Here is a 16,527-nt window from a genome sequence, read left to right as displayed (position 1 = left end):
CCTGTCATCAACGCCTCCACAAAAAGCGACTGCATGGCAGTCGCTTTTTTCATGGCCCCAGGCCCTCAATCGGGCTTGACCTGCGCGTGCTTGAGCACCTTTTGCCAGCGCGTCTGCTCCTTGGCGATGAACTGGGCAAACTGCTGGGGCGTGTCGCCAATGGGTTCCGCCGCGTCGCCCTGCAGCCGCTTGACCGAGTCGGGCGCCTTGACGGCCTTGGCGCATTCGGCGGCCAGGGTGTCCACGTGGGCTTTGGCCATCGATGCCGGGGCCAGCATGCCGTACCACTGCGTCATCTCGAAGCCGGGAAACCCCTGTTCGGCCACGGTGGGCACATTGGGCAACTGAGGCAGGCGCTGGGTCGAGCCGGTGGCGATGCAGCGCACCTTGCCCGATTTGATGAACGGCAGCAGCGCCGCCGCGCCCACCGATGCGGCATCGAGCCGGCCGGAGAGCAGGTCGGTCATCATGGGGCCCGTGCCTTTGTAGGGCACGTGCAGCATGAAGATGCCGGCCGTCATCTTCAGGTACTCGAACGCCAGGTGCCCGGCGCTGCCATTGCCAGCCGAGCCGTAGCTCAGCTTGCCCGGCTTGCTCTTGGCGAGTTTGATCAGGTCCTGCAGGTTCTTGACCGGCAGGTCGGGGTGCACGACGTACAGGCTGGGCACCTTGGCAAGCAGACTCACGGGCCGGAAGTCCTTGTTCGGGTCGTAGGGCAGCTTGTCGAAGATATAGGGATTGACGGCCAGGGTGCCGATGTGGCCCAGGATGACGGTGTGCTGGTCGTCGGAGCGCGCCACTTCCTGCATGGCGATATTGCCTGCAGCCCCTGGCTTGTTTTCCACGAACACGTTCTGGCCCATGGTCTTGGCGAGCTCTGCCGCCGTGGAGCGGGCCACGATCTCGGAGCTGCCGCCCGGAGCGAACGGCACCACAAAGCGGATCGGCCTGCTCGGCCAGTCGGCTGCATGGGCAAACGCGGGCAGGCCGGGCAGGGCCAGCGCACCGCTGGCGGCCAACCATTGGCGGCGGGTGAGGGAGGGCAAGGTCATGGGCATCTCCTGGAAGTCGTTATCGGTTGATGGATGCAGTGGGGAAAATCGGATGCCTCAGGTGCGGGGCACACGGGGAGGGCGGCTGCACGTGCAAGAGCCGTGCCTTGCGGCAACAAAAAAAGACTGCAGCAGCAGTCTTTTCTTTTGGCTGAAAGTGCTGGTGGCGCCTGCATGGCAAGCGCGTTCAGCTGTCAATGCATGAGCATTTGCCAAGTTACTCGGCAAAGGTGCCTGCCGCCTTGATGACGGGCGTCCACTTGGCGATTTCGGCCTGTACGAAGGCCTTGTGACCCTCAGGCGTGACGCGGTTGTCATTGGCGACCACGGCGCTCAGGCCTTCTGACTTCTTGATGAACTCAGGGTCCTTCAGGGCCACCTGCAGGGCGTCGTTGACTTTCTTCAGGATGTCGGCGGGCGTGCCCTTGGGGGCGTACAGGCCGTGCCAGATGGTCACTTCAAAACCCTTGAGGCCTTCTTCCTGCAGCGTGGGCAGGTCCTTGAGCGATGGGGTGGTGAGGCGCTTGCTGGTGGTCACGGCATAGGCCTTGACCTTCTTGCCCTCGATCTGGCCGGTGGTGTTGGTGGTCTGGTCGCACAGCACATCCACCTGGTTGCCCATCAGGTCGGCAATCGCCGGAGCAGCGCCCTTGTACGGCACGGGCGTCATCGGCACCTTCAAGGTGCTTTGCAGCAGCAGGCCGCACAGGTGCGATGCCGAACCAATACCTGCATTGGCGAGGTTGACCTTGTCCTTTTCCTTGTTGATGAAGGCAGCCAGTTCCTTGTAGTTGTTGGGCGCCAGGGTGGGCTTGCCGATCAGGGTCATCGGCACGTCGTTGATGATGCCCAGGTATTCAAAATCCTTCATCACATCGAACGACAGCTTGCGGTACAGGATGGGGGCCGTGGCAACGCCGATGTGGTTGAGCAGCAGGGTGTAGCCGTCAGGCTTGGCGCGTGCTGCCTTGGCCATGCCGATGGTCGAGCCTGCGCCGTCGGCATTGTCGATCACGATGGTGACGTTGTTGCCCAGGGGCTTGCGCAGTGACTCTGCCAGATCGCGCGCCACGCGGTCGGTCGGGCCGCCTGCCGTGAACGGCACCACGATGGTGACGGGTTTGTTGGGGTAGGAAGCATCGGCATGTGCGCCTGCTGCCGCAAAGGCGGCCAGCGCCACCACACTCCATTGCGCCATGGTTTTCATAGTCTCTTGTCTTTCTCTGTATAAAAGGTGAAGCCTTTCATGTCCCCTGTTATTGGTGATGGCGGCCCCTGCTGCTGATGCGGGAGCTGGCCTTGTCCTGGGTCAGCTTGGCGATAAAAGAGTGCCATCCTAACGACACCGGAGGACGGATTTTCCTAAGGTAAACCCTTGTTTTTCCGAAGTTTTTGGCCGGGCTTCAGGCCAAAGGTGCTGCATGACTTCAAGCCAAATTGGTTGTTTGCGCAATGGCTGTGCGCGCAATTTGCTATGAAATTTGATAGTCAAAGCGTCTGAATCCCGGTGCAATATGCATGGCGCTTCAGGCGTCGGCATGACGAATTTTTGCTTTCCGTCAAGCCTGCGTGCGCAAAAGCACGGGGTTGCCAGACGCTTTTCAGCGCTTTTCGATGGGTGGTTTGCCCGGGCGGCTGGCTGCAATGCCGCGTGCCATGCGCGCGTTGCGCACGGCGGCAGGCGAGCGCCCTAGTTGCATGGCCAGTTGCGCATCGGGGACCGTACCCAGCTGCACGATCTCGGCGTCGGTCCAGGGCTGCTGCGTCTCCTTGCCCCGGCTGGCATCCAGCGGGGCAATGCCCAGTGCCCCGCGTTTGGCCACCACGCTGGCCTTGCTGATGCCCCAGCGCGCGGCCAGCTCGGCATCGGTGCTGCGGCCCAACGCGTCCAGCATGGCCTGCGTCCACGCCACGTGGCCAAAGGCGGCAATGCCCAGGCTGTTGCGCTTGAGGTTGACGGTCTTTGCCGTGGTGCCCCAGCGCTCGGCCAGTACCGCGTCCTTGTCGGTGCCCAGTTGGGCGATCATCTCGGCAGTCCACTCTATGCTTGCGCGGCCCATGGAATTTTCGGAAAAATGTGGTTGAAGGTATGCAGATAAAGCGCCAGATGCTCTTATTTTTGCAGCGATTGCTCAATGGCGGCAGCCATGGCAAGCAACTGGCGGTCCTGCATGCGCTGGCCCACAAGCATGATGCCCACGGGCAGCTCGGTAGCCGCACGCGGTGCGGGCAGCGAGAGGGCGGGCAGGTCGTAGAAATTGAAGATTGAGGTGTTGCGCAGAATCAGGCCATTGGCGGCAAAGAACGCGTCGTCGTCTTCCAGCAGGTCGGCGATGCGTGGCGCGGTGATGGCGATGGTGGGCAGCAGGAGCAAGTCCACATCCTGCATGGCGGCATCCATCTGTGCCTGCAGTCGTAGGCGCTGCTGCAGCAGATTCACGTAGTACGGTGCTATCAGGCTGCGGCCCTTGTCCATGCGCGAGAGCACGCGCGGGTCAAAGGCTTCGCGCTGATGGATGAGCGCATCGTGGTGGATGGCCGCCGCCTCGGCGGCGATGAGGGTGCCCTCGCTCTGCAACTGTCCGGGAGCCGCCATCATGGCTTGCCAGGGCAGCTTGGTGAAAACGGCCCCTTGCGCCTGCAGTGATTCGATAGCCTGCTCTGTTTTTTGTAGAACCTCGGCGCTGCACTGCTCCCATGGCAGGCCTTGGGGCAGGCCAATGCGCAGGCCGCGCACGCTGCGCGTGGGCAAGGGGGTGGGCGCATCGCCCGCCATCACGGCATCGGCAACAGCGCAATCGGCCACGCTGCGCGCCAGCGGCCCCAGGCTATCGAGTGTGAAGGACAGCGGAAATGCGCCCTCGCGCGATACCCGCGCCTGGGTGGGCTTGAAGCCCACCGTGCCGTTGAAGGCCGCCGGAATGCGTACCGAACCGCCCGTGTCCGAACCAATGGCGATATCGACCAGACCGCGCCCCACGCTGACCCCTGCGCCCGATGACGACCCGCCTGGAATGCGCGTGGCATCCTGCGCGTTACCCGGCGTACCAAAGTGCGGGTTGATGCCCACGCCGGAAAACGCGAACTCTGTCATGTTGGTCTTGCCGACGATGACGGCGCCTGCTGCACGCAACCGCTGCACCACCGGGGCATCGCGCGTGGCGGGGGCGCTGCTGCGCCGCATGGCAGCGCCTGCGGTGGTCACCTCGCCCGCTACATCCAGAAGGTCCTTCAGCGAGACGAGCTTGCCATCAAGCGGCCCCAGAGACAGGCCGCGCGCAGCCCGCGCGTCGGCGGCCTGCGCGGCCTCCCGGGCAGCATCGGCGTAGAGCTGGGTGAAGATGCGATGGCCCTCATCGCCCAGCGCTTTGAGCGCGTGCAGGGTGTGATCAAGGCGTTGGGTGGATGTGGGCATGGCAAGGTAAGCGGGCATTGGTACCTGCGCCATCGTACCCAAAAAATGCCCTGCGTTCCTGCGGATGCTGTGCCTATGGCGTCGTGGCGGTAAAGCGCAGTTGTCCGTTGTAGGAGCCTGCTGTGCGGCTTGCGCTGTTGGCGTAGGAGAACGTCCAGTTGGCATTGCGGATGGTGACCAGGCTGTTCACCGCGCCCGAGCCGCCGCCATTCACATTCACCGTGGTGCCGTTGCCGCTGTTGGGAATGGGGGGCGCGGGCAGGTTGGCGCTGTCGCTGCTGGTGACCACGATCTCGCTCATCGGAATGGTGTTGGAGCCGCTGGTGAGAGGTGTCGTGACGGTGGCGTACAGGCTCACCTGCCCGCCATTGCTGCGTACTTCCACCGGCAAGACGTTACCGCTTGCGGCCACCACGAAGCCAGGGGCGGCGCCATTCCAGTTGACCGATGTGTTGTTGCCAACTGCGGGTGTGGTCGGCACCGCCGGGATCGATGGTGTCAGCGTGAAGGCCACCTGCGAAGCCGTGCCGCCAGGTGTGGGCCAGGCGCCGTCACCAATCCGGAAGAAGAGGAACTTGTCGATCTGGATGGCAAAGTTGAGCGCCACGCGCGGGGTGGTACGCGGCAGGCTGCCATTGCCCGACGAGGCGCTGGCGGCATGCACTGTGTTGCCGGCAGCCAAAGCCAGCCCCAGCGCCAACCCGCAGGTGGCGTAGTGCAGGCGGGCGTGGCGGGTTTTCACTTCAGTTCCGTATTGATTTTGAAGCTGCCCTTGTCCCAGTCCAGCAGGCCGCTTGCCTGCACGGGGTAGCTGGGCTGCGGTGCGCTCTGGCCGTCGTCACCCTTGGGCATCAGCGCCAGTGTTCGCGTCTGGCCTGGCATGATGGGGGTGCCTTCGACGACGAGGCTGAAGGTGCGGCCCTTCGCATCCTTGGCGTCCAGCGTGCCTTCAAGGCGGCCATGGGCGTCGCCGGTATTGCTCACGCTCACGGTAGGTGTGCGCTTGCCGGCTACCTCGCGCATGGCGAGCTGGTGCATTTCGAGTTTGGGCTCGGCGCCGCCCAGCATCACGTACACCGCCACTGCAATGCGGCCGGTGACGGGCAGGCTGAGGCTTGCGCTGCCGCTGCGGATGATGCTTTGCTGTGCAGGTTCCACGCCTTCGATGGTGATCATGAACCGGCATTCGCTGCGCGGTGTATCGGCCGGAGGGGAGACCTGAAAGCGGAAGCTGTTCTTGGTTTGTGCAGGCACCGTCAGTGTGCGCCGCTCCAGTACCACCCAGGGGCGGCAGCTGCCGGGTAGCAGTTCGTCGTGGTAGGTGATCTGGCCTTCAGGCGAGTAGGTCCAGTCCAGCGTGCGGATCGAGACGGCTGTGGGAGCGTTTCCCAGGTTGTGGATGTCGATCGATTGGCCCAGCCGCTCGCCGCCCTTGGCGGTCAGTTCAAAGCGCGATGGCGCAACTGCAATCTCGAAAGGCGCAGCCTGCACGCAGGCGGCAAGCAAGGCCAGACCCAGTGCGGAGGCATTGCGGACGATGGAGGGAACAAAACGACTCATGGCTGTATCTCGATCTCGAAATAGGATTCGAAGCTGAGGCTTGCGCCCCGGCCCAGTTGCAACTGGCGTGGGTCGATGCGCAGTTGCAGGTCAAAGGTGTCGGTGATCCACGGGGTGCGGACGTCGCCGCTCCAGACCAGTACGCGGTCGCCCGGGCGGCCCATGCCGCTTTGAAACAGGGCGCCGCGCCACTGCACCTGCAGCGCGGACGGCGAGCGCAGCCCTGCAACGGCAAGCGGAATGACATAGTAAATACGTGCCCGCCGACCCACATAGGGCGCGGTGGCAAGCCGGTATTCGACCCGGCCAAAGGGCAGCAGCAGGGTCTGGGCATCGATCATCTGTGCCTGGCGAAAGTCGGCCTGCACGTGCGCGCGCGGCGAGGCTGAATCGTCCAGCCGTGCAATCTGTGCGTGGGCCGCTGATGCCATCACGCAGGCAGCCAGCCCAAGCATGGCTGGAAAACGCTGGAAACTCGGCAAACGGCGCAGAGGGGGCAGATGGGCGGAGTGCAATCGCGGCATATGCATCCTCACTGCATCGATGCGGTGAAGTACACCGTACCCTTGTAGGCGCCAGCGGGGTAGATGACGTCGTTGGCATAGGTGAACGTCAGCCGTGTGGCGTTCATGGTGTTGGATTGGTAGAACCAACTGCCCAAAATACAGAAGCCGATGATATTGATGATCCCAGAGCAATAGGTGGCATTGGCATTGAAGCTGGCGATTTGCTGGTTGGCGGTGCCGTTGAATACTCCGTTCTGGATGTCGCCTGCGCCACCGCCGCTGGAATTGCTTACCGTCCAGCTGATCTTGCTAAACGGGATGATGGTGGTGCCACAGCTGGAGCTCTGGCAGGTGAGGCCTGTGGATGAGTCCACCTGCAGGGTGACCGGGCGCGCGGTGCTGTCGGAGTTTGCTGGCCGTATGGGAACCACGGAGATGTCGATCGCAGGTGTTCCTGTTACCGGTGCAGGCGTGAGACCCACATTGTTGCCTGTGACGTTGATTTGAACAGTATCGATGGCCGAGGACGAGCCTACCTGTAGCGAAATGGCATAGGTGCTGCCAGTGTCGGTCACGGTGGTGATCACCGCGTTGGCGGGGACTGTGCTGCCGCATGCGAGCAGCGCCAGTCCCGCAGCCAGCGGAGCGCGGAATCGCCCCGGGGCTGTGGTCAGGAGAGCTGCGGCACGCATGGGCATCAGACGCCAGTGGCGGTGTAGGTCACCTGGGCAGTATACGAGCCTGCTTTCCAGGAGGCTGCTGCTGCGCTTGCCAGGCTGTAGGCCCAGGTGCCGGTGGCTACCGAGTTCGACGGAATGGTCGCGCTTGCAGCGCCGCAGGCCAGGTTGGTTCCCGGGTGTGGCAGCGTGCCGGTAACGGTGACGGTGAAGTCCGTATTGGCGGGGCCTCCTGTGGCAGGGGTCCAGGTCGGGGCGGCGCAGGTGAGGGTGCCGGTGCCTGCATTGGTCCAGGCATAGACGGTCAGTGCAGCCGGTGTGTTGAGCGTCGAGGTGGGCGCTGCACCACTCCAGTCCACACTGGTGTTGTTGCCGACCACAGGTGCTGTCGGTACGGCAGGGATGCTGAAGCTCGCAGTCCAGCTGAGGGTATCGATCGTGCCGTTGGTTGAGCCCACGCGCAGCAGGATCAGCTTGGGCACCGCCACCGACAGCTTGACGTTGGCCTGCGCCGTGACATTGCTGCCGCTGGTGGAGTAGCCGTACTGGCTGTCGGCCAGTGCATGGCCTGCGGATGCGAGCATCAAGACAGTGCCCAGTGCAATCGGATTCAGAAGTTTGTTGATCATTTTCACAGTCCTTTGTGTCAAAGGGGGGTGGCAAAAGCGCGGGTGCGCTGGTGGAGGCTGGTCTTCAACGTGCTCGGCAGTTCAGGGGTTTACTGCCGTTTACACATTGCCCAGCCTGTGGTCTGCTGCATGGCTACTCCCCCACCTTGATGACGGGAATCTCGGCGTTGGCATCGCCACGCAGCGGAACATTGACGCTCACGCCGGCCTCGTCCGCTGCGCCCCAGGGCAGCGGCACGCTGTCGAGCGTGACAGTGATTCGATGCTGGCCTTGGCCCACCATCGGAAATGAGAAACGGCCTTCGCGGTCGGTGACGGTGCGGTAGCGGCCATCCAGCACCACTTCGACGCCATTGACGCCGCTTTCACCGATCTGCCGCTGGCCATCGCGGTTGGCGTCGTAGAACACGTTGCCCGAGACACTGCCCGCACCTGTGCCGGGCGCTCCACCGGCCACGGCGAAGGGGCGTCCAGTACTGCCGTCCCAGCGCAGATAGACGTAGGCGGTCTTGTCGTTGCTGCGATAGACCTGAGGGCCGGTCCAGTTCGGCAGGGGTACCGTGGAGGCGCGTGCCTGGTTGATGAGCGCAGAGAAGCCCAGGCGCCAGCCGCTGCCCAGATCCTGCTCGGCCGAGAGCGTGCCCGACAGGCCTCGGCTGGTGTACAGGCCGCCGGTCTGCGAGGTGTAGCGCAGGTTGCCAGAGAAGCTCAGCGAGCTGCTGGCCCAGTAACGCACCTGCACGCCGGCGGTTGGGTACTGGCGCGCGGTGCCGCCGCTGCGGTCGTCCGCCCAGCCCAGCGTGGTGGTGAGTTCGGGGCGCATGGTTTCGCGCCGAACCGTGATCCAGTCCTGCTCCCACTGCACTTCACGGCCCGTGGCGTTGCCGTCGCCCAGTACGATCTGCTCGTTGCGCCTGGCGGTCAGGCTCAGGCGTGTGCGTGGCAGATCGAAAAAGCGGGTCTGGTAGAAGCCGTAGGCGTAGATGCTGCGCTGCGTGCCCAGTGCCGTCTGGCCGCTGGCGCCAGCGTCGTAACGCGTCTGGTACAGATTGAGGTTGCCGCCAATGGAGCTGTCGCGGTTGATGAAATACTGCATATTGCCGCTGGCGCCCAGGCGGGACGAACCGGTCTGCATTGCCTGGGAGCTGCTGCGCACACGCTCGAAATCAAGCCCCCCGCCCCAGCTCAGGCGGCTGGCGCTGTGGTCCATCCGCCAGTACGCGCCTTGTGTGCCCGAAGGCAGCAGGTAATCGCCAAAATACAGATTGGGCCGGGAGACATAGGCACCGAATTCATGGCGAAAGCGCCCCAGCTTTGCTCCCGCCTCCAGGTACAGGCCCTGGGCGCCCCCCGTTGTCGTGCCCGGCGTGGTGCTGGAAGTGCTGCTGCCCAGGACTGTCAGGCGGGCGCGTAGGTCGCCGTCCTGCCGCAGCTCTCCCCCATAGCCCACCGCTGCGGCCCAGCTTGATACGCTTTTGCTGCCCGAGCCGTTACCGGTGAGGAAGTTGTAGTAGCTGGCCGGAATGCTGCGCGCCTGCTCGATCTGTCCGGCGGCATACCAGGAATCGCCGAGGCGGCGGGTGGCGCCTAGCCAAGCGATGCTACCCTGGCTTTTCTCGAAGCCTGGATACGGGCCGCCCAGCAAGTCGCCACGCTCGCCCATGCCTGCGCGCAGATCGAAATCGCTGCCGTAGATGCGGGTCGAGAGCCCACGCACGGTGCTGGTGCCCAGCGTGAGGCGGTAGTTGCGGCTGAGGCCGGTGGTCAGTTCGCTGTAGGCATCGCCCAAGGTGGTGTCGGCCAGCACGCCCGGCGTGAGGGGCATGCCGAGATTGCGCAGGGTGATGCGCTGGCTGCTGGCCTCGCGGGCATAACCCAGGGCGCCAATGCCGTTGCCGGCATCCTGGTCGCCGTGCTGCGAGCGTCCATCGGCTTGCAGAACCCATTCACCATAGTTCAGAGTTTGCTGGCGGTACTCGATGCGCTGGCCGAATTCGGTGGCCTGGCGCTTTCCTGCGCCGGAGCTGTTGGATTGGGCGGCGCCGATGCGACCTTCCACGGACCAGCTGCGCAGGCCCTCTGGTTGAGACAGGGCCTCTTCTGCGCTGGCGGCCTCGCCGAAGCGCAGGGAGCTGACCTCGTCGGCGCTCATGAACCTGTCCTCATAGGCGGGAGGGGCTGCGTCGATCAGCTTGCGCAGCCGCGCCTGTTCGGCTTCTGCGGGCGTCATGGCCTCAATGCCGGGCGCATTGCCTGCAGTGGCGCTGGAGGATGTGGCGGGCTGGGCCATGGCAGTAGAGACGCTGGCAATGAATGTCAGTAAATAGACCGCCTGGACCCTGTATGGAAGGGGCTTGGGGCAGGCGATAGCAATTTGTAAATGAAATGCTTTCATTTGTAATATTCAGTGATTACGCTTGAAACCATTTACATTCCAATTTTTCAATCGATCAGTCCAATTCAATACGTAACGATTAGTTTGTCAGAAAGGATGACTGATGGATATGTGTGATTGTGTAAAGAAGATTAAAGCTTGTTATTGCAATCAAGTCATTTAAAATCTAAATAATAGTTACAAAAAAGTTCTTTGAAATAGATTTTTCGTATGAACCATGCCGATGAATATTCGGCTCTTGAATCGCCCACCATGGCGCCCATATGACGGATTGATTTCTGTTGACACGAGCCATCCTCATGACAAAACAAACCCACTCCTTTCAGGCGGAAGTAGCGCAGCTTCTGCATCTCGTCACCCACTCGCTGTACTCAAACCAGGAGATTTTTCTCCGGGAACTGATCTCCAATGCGTCAGACGCATGCGACAAATTGCGCTTTGAAGCACTGGGCGATGCCAGCCTCTACGGTGATCAGCCCAAGCTGGAAGTGCGTGTGTCCTTCGACCAGGCCGCCAAGACCCTGACGATCACCGACACCGGTATCGGCATGACGGAGCAGGAGGCCATCGACAACCTGGGCACGATTGCCAAGAGTGGTACCAAGGCCTTCATGGAAAAGCTCAGCGGCGACCAGAAGGCCGATTCGCAGTTGATCGGCCAGTTCGGTGTGGGCTTCTATTCCGGGTTCATCGTCGCCGACCGGATTTCGGTGGAATCACGCCGCGCCGGAGTGCCTGCATCCGACGGCGTGCGCTGGGTGAGCGGCGGCTCGGGTGATTTCGAGGTGGAGCAGATCACCCGCGAAGAGCGCGGCACCAGCATCACCCTGCATCTGCGGCCCGAGGCTCATGAGTTTCTCAATGGCTACAAGCTCAAGCAGATCATCGCCAAGTACTCGGACCACATCAGCCTGCCGATCCTGATGGAGAAGGAGGAGTGGAAGGACGGCGAGAACGACCAGCCCGGTGAAATGGTCAAGACCGGCGAGTGGGAGACCGTCAACAAGGCGAGCGCCTTGTGGACCCGCGCCAAGAAGGACATCAGCGACGAGCAGTACAAGGACTTCTACAAGGCCATCAGCCATGATTTTGAAGATCCGCTGACCTGGAGCCACAACCGCGTTGAAGGCAACACCGAGTACACACAGCTGCTGTACATCCCCGCCAAGGCGCCGTTCGACCTGTACCAGCGTGACAAGCACGCCGGCATCAAGCTGTACGTCAAGCGCGTTTTCATCATGGACGATGCTGAGGCGCTGATGCCCCAGTACCTGCGGTTTGTGAAGGGTGTGATCGATTCGGCAGACCTGCCGCTCAATGTGAGCCGCGAGTTGCTGCAAGAAAGCCGCGATGTGAAGCTGATCCGTGATGGTTCGGTCAAGCGCGTACTCTCCATGCTGGAAGACCTGGCCAAGCACGACAGGCACGAAGCAGGCACGGATGCCGAAGTGACCGACGTGGTGAGCGAGGAAGACAAGGCCAAGGAGGGCAAATACAGCCAGTTCTACGCCGAATTTGGCGCTGTGCTGAAGGAAGGCCTGGGCGAAGACATGGCCAACCGCGACCGCATCGCCAAGCTGCTGCGTTTTGCCTCGACCACCCAGGACGGTGTCGTGACCTCGTTTGCCGATTACAAGACCCGCATGAAGGAAGGCCAGGACGCGATCTACTACATCACCGCCGATACCCTGGCCGCAGCCAAGAACAGCCCGCAGCTCGAAGTCTTCAAGAAAAAAGGCATCGAGGTGCTGCTGATGACCGACCGCGTGGACGAATGGGCACTGAATTTTGTGCACGAGTTCGACGGCACGCCGCTGCAGTCCGTCGCCAAGGGCGCGGTCGATCTGGGCAAGTTGCAGGACGAAGCCGAAAAGAAGGCAGCCGAGGAAGCGGCAGAGGCCTTCAAGCCTGTGCTTGCCAAGCTGAAGGATGCGCTCAAGGACAAGGCAGAGGACGTGCGCGCCACCAGCCGCCTGGTCGATTCGCCAGCGTGCCTGGTGGTGCAGGACGGTGGCATGAGCCTGCAACTGGCCCGCATGCTCAAGCAAGCCGGCCAGGCCGCACCGGAGTCCAAGCCGGTGTTGGAGGTCAACCCCGAGCATCCGCTGATCAAGAAGCTGGACGGTAGTGTCCATTTCCATGATCTGGCTCAAATCGTGTTCGACCAGGCGGTGCTGGCCGAAGGCGGTCTGCCGGAAGACCCGGCTGCCTACGTCAAGCGGGTGAACGCGCTGCTGGCCTGATTTTCCGCGCTGAATCCGTCAGAGAAACAGCCCCGGCTCCATCAAGGGCCAGGGCTTTCTTTTTTGTCTTCTTTCTTTGCTTTTTGACAGCCTTCTGCAAAAGCGGCGCAGCAACGCTGCGCGCTGCAGGTGTTGCGACGCCGGATGTGTTGCGGCGCGGCGCCTTAGCATGAGTTGTTAACAGGTGTATTGGCGCGATTGGCCCCTTTCGGGGCTATATTTACCTCCATGAATGCTCCAGGCGGCGCAAATGGCAGGTGCGGGCCTGAACTGTCTGGCTGAAAAGCGCAGGTGAACGGCGCGGAGACCGCCGCAGTGACTAGGCACTTTCCTGGCACCACGATCTCGCCGGGGCACAACGATAAACGCGATGCGGCAATGGATGGAAGACGTCCACCGTTCGAGTGAAGGCAAGCGATCACCATGGTTCGATTCTTTTTTGTTTTTCTGGGCATCCAGCTCACCCTGTTTGGTCTGAACATGCTCAACTGGGTGCAAAAGCATCTGGTGGAGCCGTGGACGGCACTGCTGGCCAAGATCTGTGCTTTCCTGGTGACCTGGTTCGACAAGTCCGCCGTTGCCGAAGGCAAGGTGCTGTGGAACCATGCCTCCAATTTTGGCGTGTCGATCGAGGCAGGATGCAATGGCATCGAAGCCTGCATTGTTCTGTTTGCCGCCATTCTTGCGTTTCCTTCCACATGGCGCCACAAGCTCATCGGCATGGTGCTGGGCTTTGTAGCGGTGCAGGCCATCAATATCGTGCGGGTGATCAGCCTGTTCTACCTGGGCCAGTGGAACATGACGGCCTTCAACTTTGCCCATGAATACCTGTGGCAGGCGCTCATCATGCTGGACGTGCTGGTGGTGTGGCTGGTGTGGGTGCGTGCGGGCCAGCGGGCCAAGCGGGCCGAGGATGGTTCGGACAGCCCGCCACCTTCGGGCAGCATCGCCGGGCAGAATGAGCCGGTGGCGGCCTGAATGTGATGTGAGCCAGCAGCATCGTACTACTGGCCTTGTTGGACCCGAACAATGACACTCCTGCGCATGTAGCAGGAACCGGAGAGAAGAGGGATGAAGCGCTTAAACCCGATTCAGCGATTTGCCGTGCTGGCTTTTGTCGGCATCATCGTGCTGACCACGGTGTGGACCAAGCTGTCGCCATGGATCAGCTATCCGGTGGCCGTCATCTCCAAGGAAGGGCTTGAGGACTTGGCTGCAGGCTGGGTCAAGCAGGTGCAGATTTCCCCAGGCAAGATGGAGGTGGACACCAACGTCGGCATTGCGAACGCGCAGACGGGCGGGCGGTGGGTGGAGATTTCGGTGGACGCGGACCCGGGCCGCTATGCCTATGGTTTTCCCATCTTTCTGGCACTGTTGCTGGCGGCCTGGCGCAAAGGGCGGGTCTGGCGTGCCATTGTTGGCTATATCGTGCTGCTGCCATTTCAGGCATTCAGCATCTGCACCAGCCTGCTGATGCAGGTGGTGCTCGCCACCAATCTTGATCTGCGCCTGTTGAAGATATCGCAGGGCCAGCTCGAAGGCTTGGCCTATGGCTACCAGTTAGGCAGCCTTGTGCTTCCAACCCTGGTGCCATTTTTGCTGTGGCTGTGGATGGACCGCCAGTTCGTCAACGATGTTCTGGTAGAGGCCTGGAAGAAGAATATCCAGCCCCGGATCGCTCCCAAGCCCATGGTCGTGAAAGCGCCGCCTCCCCCTCCACCGGAGCAGGTGATCCGCCCTGCCGAAACGGGGGCCGAGATCTCGCACAGCATCAGCATCACATTGCCTCCGCGCAATGAGCAGTGAAACGGGCATTCAGCGCAGGCTGGAAGGCGCTGGCAGCTATTGATTTTGATTGTGCCCCCGGCAGCACGGCCCGACGGTTTCCGGCACCTCGGCAGCCGATATCCCGTTGACCGGGTGATGGCTGGAGTGGTGGAACAATACCTTTCTATGCAAAAACAGATTTCCGTGTGGCGAGTTGCAGCCATGGGCGCGGTGGCTGCGTTGTCTCTCTCCGCCTGCTCTCCTTACGTCGGCGTTGGCATTCCTGTCGGCCCGTTTTCGGTGGGTGTCGGCGTGGGCAGTGGCGGTGTCAGCGCTGGCGTGGGCACGGGCGTGGGTCCTGTCGGAGTCGGCGTGGGTGTCAACCAGAGTGGCCAGGTCACCGGCAATGCGGGTGTGGGGGTGGGCACTTCGGTGGGCGGCGCGAATGTCGGCGTGGGTGTGGGTACTGGCACAGTGCTCTACGATCCGGCTGCATCTTCGCCGGATGGGGGGCGTTCGCCCGAGCCTTCTGTGCCGGAGGCGGGGCGGGTGGTACCTGGTGCCCAACCCTCGCAGGCTGCGCCAGTGGGCGCTGAGGGTGGTGCGCTGCAATGGCGTGGTGCCGATGGCCAGACGGTGCCGGACTGCAAATTCCGCAGTGTGTGCTGACAGAAGGCGGCTACCGCCGATGCTGATACTTGTCTCGAATCGCGATCGTGCAGGAGATAATTTTTAACAGGTTTTTAAAAACAATAATTACATATTGATATTTAAAATGATTCATAAATAGGAGAAATTTATGAATCTATACGTTTTCTCTCGCCTGTCACGGCACCGCCGTCTCCGTCTTTCCATGGCAGGAATGCTGGCGGCCTCTGCCTTGTCCGCAGGGGCGCAGACGCCAGCGCCGCAAGTATTTGCCACGCCGGGTGTGCATACCTATGCCGTGCCTGCGGGTACCGGCAGTCTGCAGGTCATCGTCAAGGGGGCAGCGGGCGGCGCTGGCGGATGGGATGACGCGATGGGCGGCAATGGCGTGGGCGGCACAGTGGTCACCGCCACCATTGCCGTGCAGGGTGGTGAAACGGTGAGCCTGCTCGTTGGTGAGGGGGGCGAAGGAGCGCTGGGAACGCCAAAGGCATCCTATGGGGTTGGTGCAGCCGGTGGGGGCGACGGCACGCGCCAGGATGCAGGTTCTGTCACTTCTGCCTTGCCGGGGGCAGGGGGCCGTGGTGGAAACCAGGGCACGCTCAATATCAGTCCGGGCGGGGCCGGCGGTGGCGGTGCTTCGCAACTGGTGGTGGCTGGCGCGGCCATTACAGCGGGCGGCGGTGGTGCTGGCGGCTCCAATTCACGTATTCGCGGCACCAGCGGCAACTGGAATGTGCCCGGCTCGCCTGCGGTCAACAATCTGGTATTGAATGCGCAGGATGCGCAATGCGCCACAGCAGCCGTGGGCGGCAATGGCGAGAACGGCGGGAATGTGGACGGCGCTGGTGGCAGCGGTGGCGGTGGCAGTTATACCGGCCATGCTGGCGCAGGCGGCGTGCATGGGGTGGATGGTAGCGTTGATGTGAATGGCGCGCCGGGCGGCAGCGGCGATTCCTGCGTTCTGGATGCTGGCAGCTACAAGATCACCGGGGCCAGCACTTCGCTGGGCAATCCTTCCATTGCCGCCAATGTCAAGGGCGTAGCCAACCCCTCTGGCGAAAACGGCAGCATCAGCATCACCGCAGTGCCTGCGCCGCCCAACAATGCCCCCAGCGCAGTCGCTGCACTGAGCGGGACGGCAACGGTGGGCCAGGTGCTGACGGGCAGCTACAGCTATGCCGATACCGAATCGGACCCAGAGAACGTCTCTGCCACAGGCACGCAATACGTATGGGTGCGCAGCGCCACGCCAGGGCTGACGGCTTCGTCGCAGGGTACCGTGGTGCAATCGGGCGCGACAGCGGGCGCTTCCTTGGCATACACCCTGGTGGCTGCCGATGAGCACCAGTACCTGTCGTACTGTGTCACGCCAGTGGCAACCCAAGGCACTTTGACGGGAGGGCAAGCATGCTCGCCTGCGCTGGGGCCGATCGCTGCTGCGGCGGTGCCGCCTGAACCCGTCCCGGTGGCGCCAGCGCCCGTGCCGACGCTCGGATGGGGCGCTTTGTTGCTGGCTTCTGCAGGGCTCGGCGGATTGGGGGCGCTGCTGGCCCGCCGCCAACTGCGCAGCGGCCGCAGGGTCTGAAGCACATTTGCTTTGTTATTGATAGCGGTTGGCGCTTGATGTACGGG

At 62.4% G+C, this 16,527-nt stretch carries 15 protein-coding genes; 5 read left to right on the top strand and 10 right to left on the bottom strand.

The features are described 5' to 3' along the window. Positions 1 to 65: 65 nt before the first annotated feature. The 10 genes from LAD35_RS18930 to LAD35_RS18885 all read right to left on the bottom strand — a co-directional run bounded on the left by LAD35_RS18930 (position 66) and on the right by LAD35_RS18885 (position 10,129). Positions 66 to 1,058 carry a Bug family tripartite tricarboxylate transporter substrate binding protein gene (locus tag LAD35_RS18930; RefSeq protein ID WP_377779226.1) on the bottom strand — a complete coding sequence of 331 codons (993 nt, stop codon included), beginning with the start codon at positions 1,056 to 1,058 and terminating at the stop codon, positions 66 to 68. A gap of 211 nt (positions 1,059 to 1,269) precedes the next feature. Next, on the bottom strand, positions 1,270 to 2,259 hold the full coding sequence (locus LAD35_RS18925) for a tripartite tricarboxylate transporter substrate-binding protein (RefSeq protein WP_224150482.1): 990 nt from the start codon (positions 2,257 to 2,259) through the stop codon (positions 1,270 to 1,272). Positions 2,260 to 2,653: 394 nt separating this feature from the next. Next, complete coding sequence (locus LAD35_RS18920) at positions 2,654 to 3,112, bottom strand: peptidoglycan recognition protein family protein (RefSeq protein WP_224150481.1); 459 nt, start codon at positions 3,110 to 3,112, stop codon at positions 2,654 to 2,656. 53 nt (positions 3,113 to 3,165) lie between these two features. Beyond that, complete coding sequence (locus tag LAD35_RS18915; RefSeq protein ID WP_224150480.1) at positions 3,166 to 4,485, bottom strand: amidase; 1,320 nt, start codon at positions 4,483 to 4,485, stop codon at positions 3,166 to 3,168. A gap of 55 nt (positions 4,486 to 4,540) precedes the next feature. Continuing rightward, positions 4,541 to 5,209: a hypothetical protein gene (locus LAD35_RS18910; protein WP_224150479.1), complete on the bottom strand. Its 669-nt coding sequence runs from the start codon at positions 5,207 to 5,209 to the stop codon at positions 4,541 to 4,543. Beyond that, positions 5,206 to 6,027: a COG1470 family protein gene (locus LAD35_RS18905; protein WP_224150478.1), complete on the bottom strand. Its 822-nt coding sequence runs from the start codon at positions 6,025 to 6,027 to the stop codon at positions 5,206 to 5,208. Before LAD35_RS18905 ends, LAD35_RS18910 begins: the two co-directional genes overlap by 4 nt. Continuing rightward, positions 6,024 to 6,482 (bottom strand): hypothetical protein, encoded by a 459-nt coding sequence (locus tag LAD35_RS18900; RefSeq protein WP_224150477.1) that lies wholly within the window; start codon positions 6,480 to 6,482, stop codon positions 6,024 to 6,026. The genes LAD35_RS18905 and LAD35_RS18900 overlap by 4 nt, the downstream gene beginning before the upstream one ends. A 77-nt stretch (positions 6,483 to 6,559) precedes the next feature. After that, on the bottom strand, positions 6,560 to 7,225 hold the full coding sequence (locus LAD35_RS18895) for a hypothetical protein (protein WP_224150476.1): 666 nt from the start codon (positions 7,223 to 7,225) through the stop codon (positions 6,560 to 6,562). A 5-nt stretch (positions 7,226 to 7,230) separates the two neighbouring features. Further along, the gene (locus LAD35_RS18890) at positions 7,231 to 7,839 is read right to left on the bottom strand and encodes a hypothetical protein (protein WP_224150475.1); all 609 of its coding nucleotides are present in this window, start codon (positions 7,837 to 7,839) and stop codon (positions 7,231 to 7,233) included. 133 nt (positions 7,840 to 7,972) lie between these two features. Further along, entirely contained in the window at positions 7,973 to 10,129 is a 2,157-nt protein-coding gene (locus LAD35_RS18885) for an SdrD B-like domain-containing protein (protein ID WP_224150474.1), read from the bottom strand. A 404-nt stretch (positions 10,130 to 10,533) separates the two neighbouring features. On the opposite strand from LAD35_RS18885, the gene htpG reads away from it, so the two are divergent. The 5 genes from htpG (at position 10,534) to LAD35_RS18860 (ending at position 16,480) form a co-directional block, all read left to right on the top strand. Next, a complete protein-coding gene (gene htpG, locus LAD35_RS18880; protein WP_224150473.1) occupies positions 10,534 to 12,477 on the top strand; it encodes a molecular chaperone HtpG in 1,944 nt (647 codons plus the stop codon). A gap of 423 nt (positions 12,478 to 12,900) precedes the next feature. Then, entirely contained in the window at positions 12,901 to 13,455 is a 555-nt protein-coding gene (gene xrtH, locus LAD35_RS18875; RefSeq protein WP_224150472.1) for an exosortase H, read from the top strand. Positions 13,456 to 13,548: 93 nt separating this feature from the next. Then, positions 13,549 to 14,283: an exosortase H-associated membrane protein gene (locus LAD35_RS18870; protein WP_224150471.1), complete on the top strand. Its 735-nt coding sequence runs from the start codon at positions 13,549 to 13,551 to the stop codon at positions 14,281 to 14,283. Between the two features lie 147 nt (positions 14,284 to 14,430). After that, entirely contained in the window at positions 14,431 to 14,913 is a 483-nt protein-coding gene (locus LAD35_RS18865; protein ID WP_377780557.1) for a hypothetical protein, read from the top strand. A 130-nt stretch (positions 14,914 to 15,043) separates the two neighbouring features. Then, positions 15,044 to 16,480, top strand: a complete 1,437-nt coding sequence (locus LAD35_RS18860; RefSeq protein WP_224152869.1) for a hypothetical protein — start codon at positions 15,044 to 15,046, stop codon at positions 16,478 to 16,480. Positions 16,481 to 16,527 lie beyond the last annotated feature (47 nt).

The organism is Comamonas odontotermitis (assembly GCF_020080045.1).
GTDB lineage: Bacteria > Pseudomonadota > Gammaproteobacteria > Burkholderiales > Burkholderiaceae_C > Comamonas > Comamonas odontotermitis.
The sequence above is the reverse complement of the archived record's forward strand: the minus strand, read 5'-3'. Positions and strand labels throughout refer to the sequence as shown.

Bases quoted from the DNA above. Each gene is read 5' to 3' on its own strand.
- xrtH (WP_224150472.1), top strand. From the start codon at position 12,901: ATGGTTCGATTCTTTTTTGTTTTTCTGGGCATCCAGCTCACCCTGTTT.
- LAD35_RS18860 (WP_224152869.1), top strand. From the start codon at position 15,044: ATGAATCTATACGTTTTCTCTCGCCTGTCACGGCACCGCCGTCTCCGT.
- LAD35_RS18915 (WP_224150480.1), bottom strand. From the start codon at position 4,485: ATGCCCGCTTACCTTGCCATGCCCACATCCACCCAACGCCTTGATCAC.
- LAD35_RS18865 (WP_377780557.1), top strand. From the start codon at position 14,431: ATGCAAAAACAGATTTCCGTGTGGCGAGTTGCAGCCATGGGCGCGGTG.
- LAD35_RS18870 (WP_224150471.1), top strand. From the start codon at position 13,549: ATGAAGCGCTTAAACCCGATTCAGCGATTTGCCGTGCTGGCTTTTGTC.
- LAD35_RS18930 (WP_377779226.1), bottom strand. From the start codon at position 1,058: ATGCCCATGACCTTGCCCTCCCTCACCCGCCGCCAATGGTTGGCCGCC.
- LAD35_RS18900 (WP_224150477.1), bottom strand. From the start codon at position 6,482: ATGCTTGGGCTGGCTGCCTGCGTGATGGCATCAGCGGCCCACGCACAG.
- htpG (WP_224150473.1), top strand. From the start codon at position 10,534: ATGACAAAACAAACCCACTCCTTTCAGGCGGAAGTAGCGCAGCTTCTG.
- LAD35_RS18925 (WP_224150482.1), bottom strand. From the start codon at position 2,259: ATGAAAACCATGGCGCAATGGAGTGTGGTGGCGCTGGCCGCCTTTGCG.
- LAD35_RS18920 (WP_224150481.1), bottom strand. From the start codon at position 3,112: ATGGGCCGCGCAAGCATAGAGTGGACTGCCGAGATGATCGCCCAACTG.
- LAD35_RS18905 (WP_224150478.1), bottom strand. From the start codon at position 6,027: ATGAGTCGTTTTGTTCCCTCCATCGTCCGCAATGCCTCCGCACTGGGT.
- LAD35_RS18895 (WP_224150476.1), bottom strand. From the start codon at position 7,225: ATGCGTGCCGCAGCTCTCCTGACCACAGCCCCGGGGCGATTCCGCGCT.
- LAD35_RS18890 (WP_224150475.1), bottom strand. From the start codon at position 7,839: ATGATCAACAAACTTCTGAATCCGATTGCACTGGGCACTGTCTTGATG.
- LAD35_RS18885 (WP_224150474.1), bottom strand. From the start codon at position 10,129: ATGGCCCAGCCCGCCACATCCTCCAGCGCCACTGCAGGCAATGCGCCC.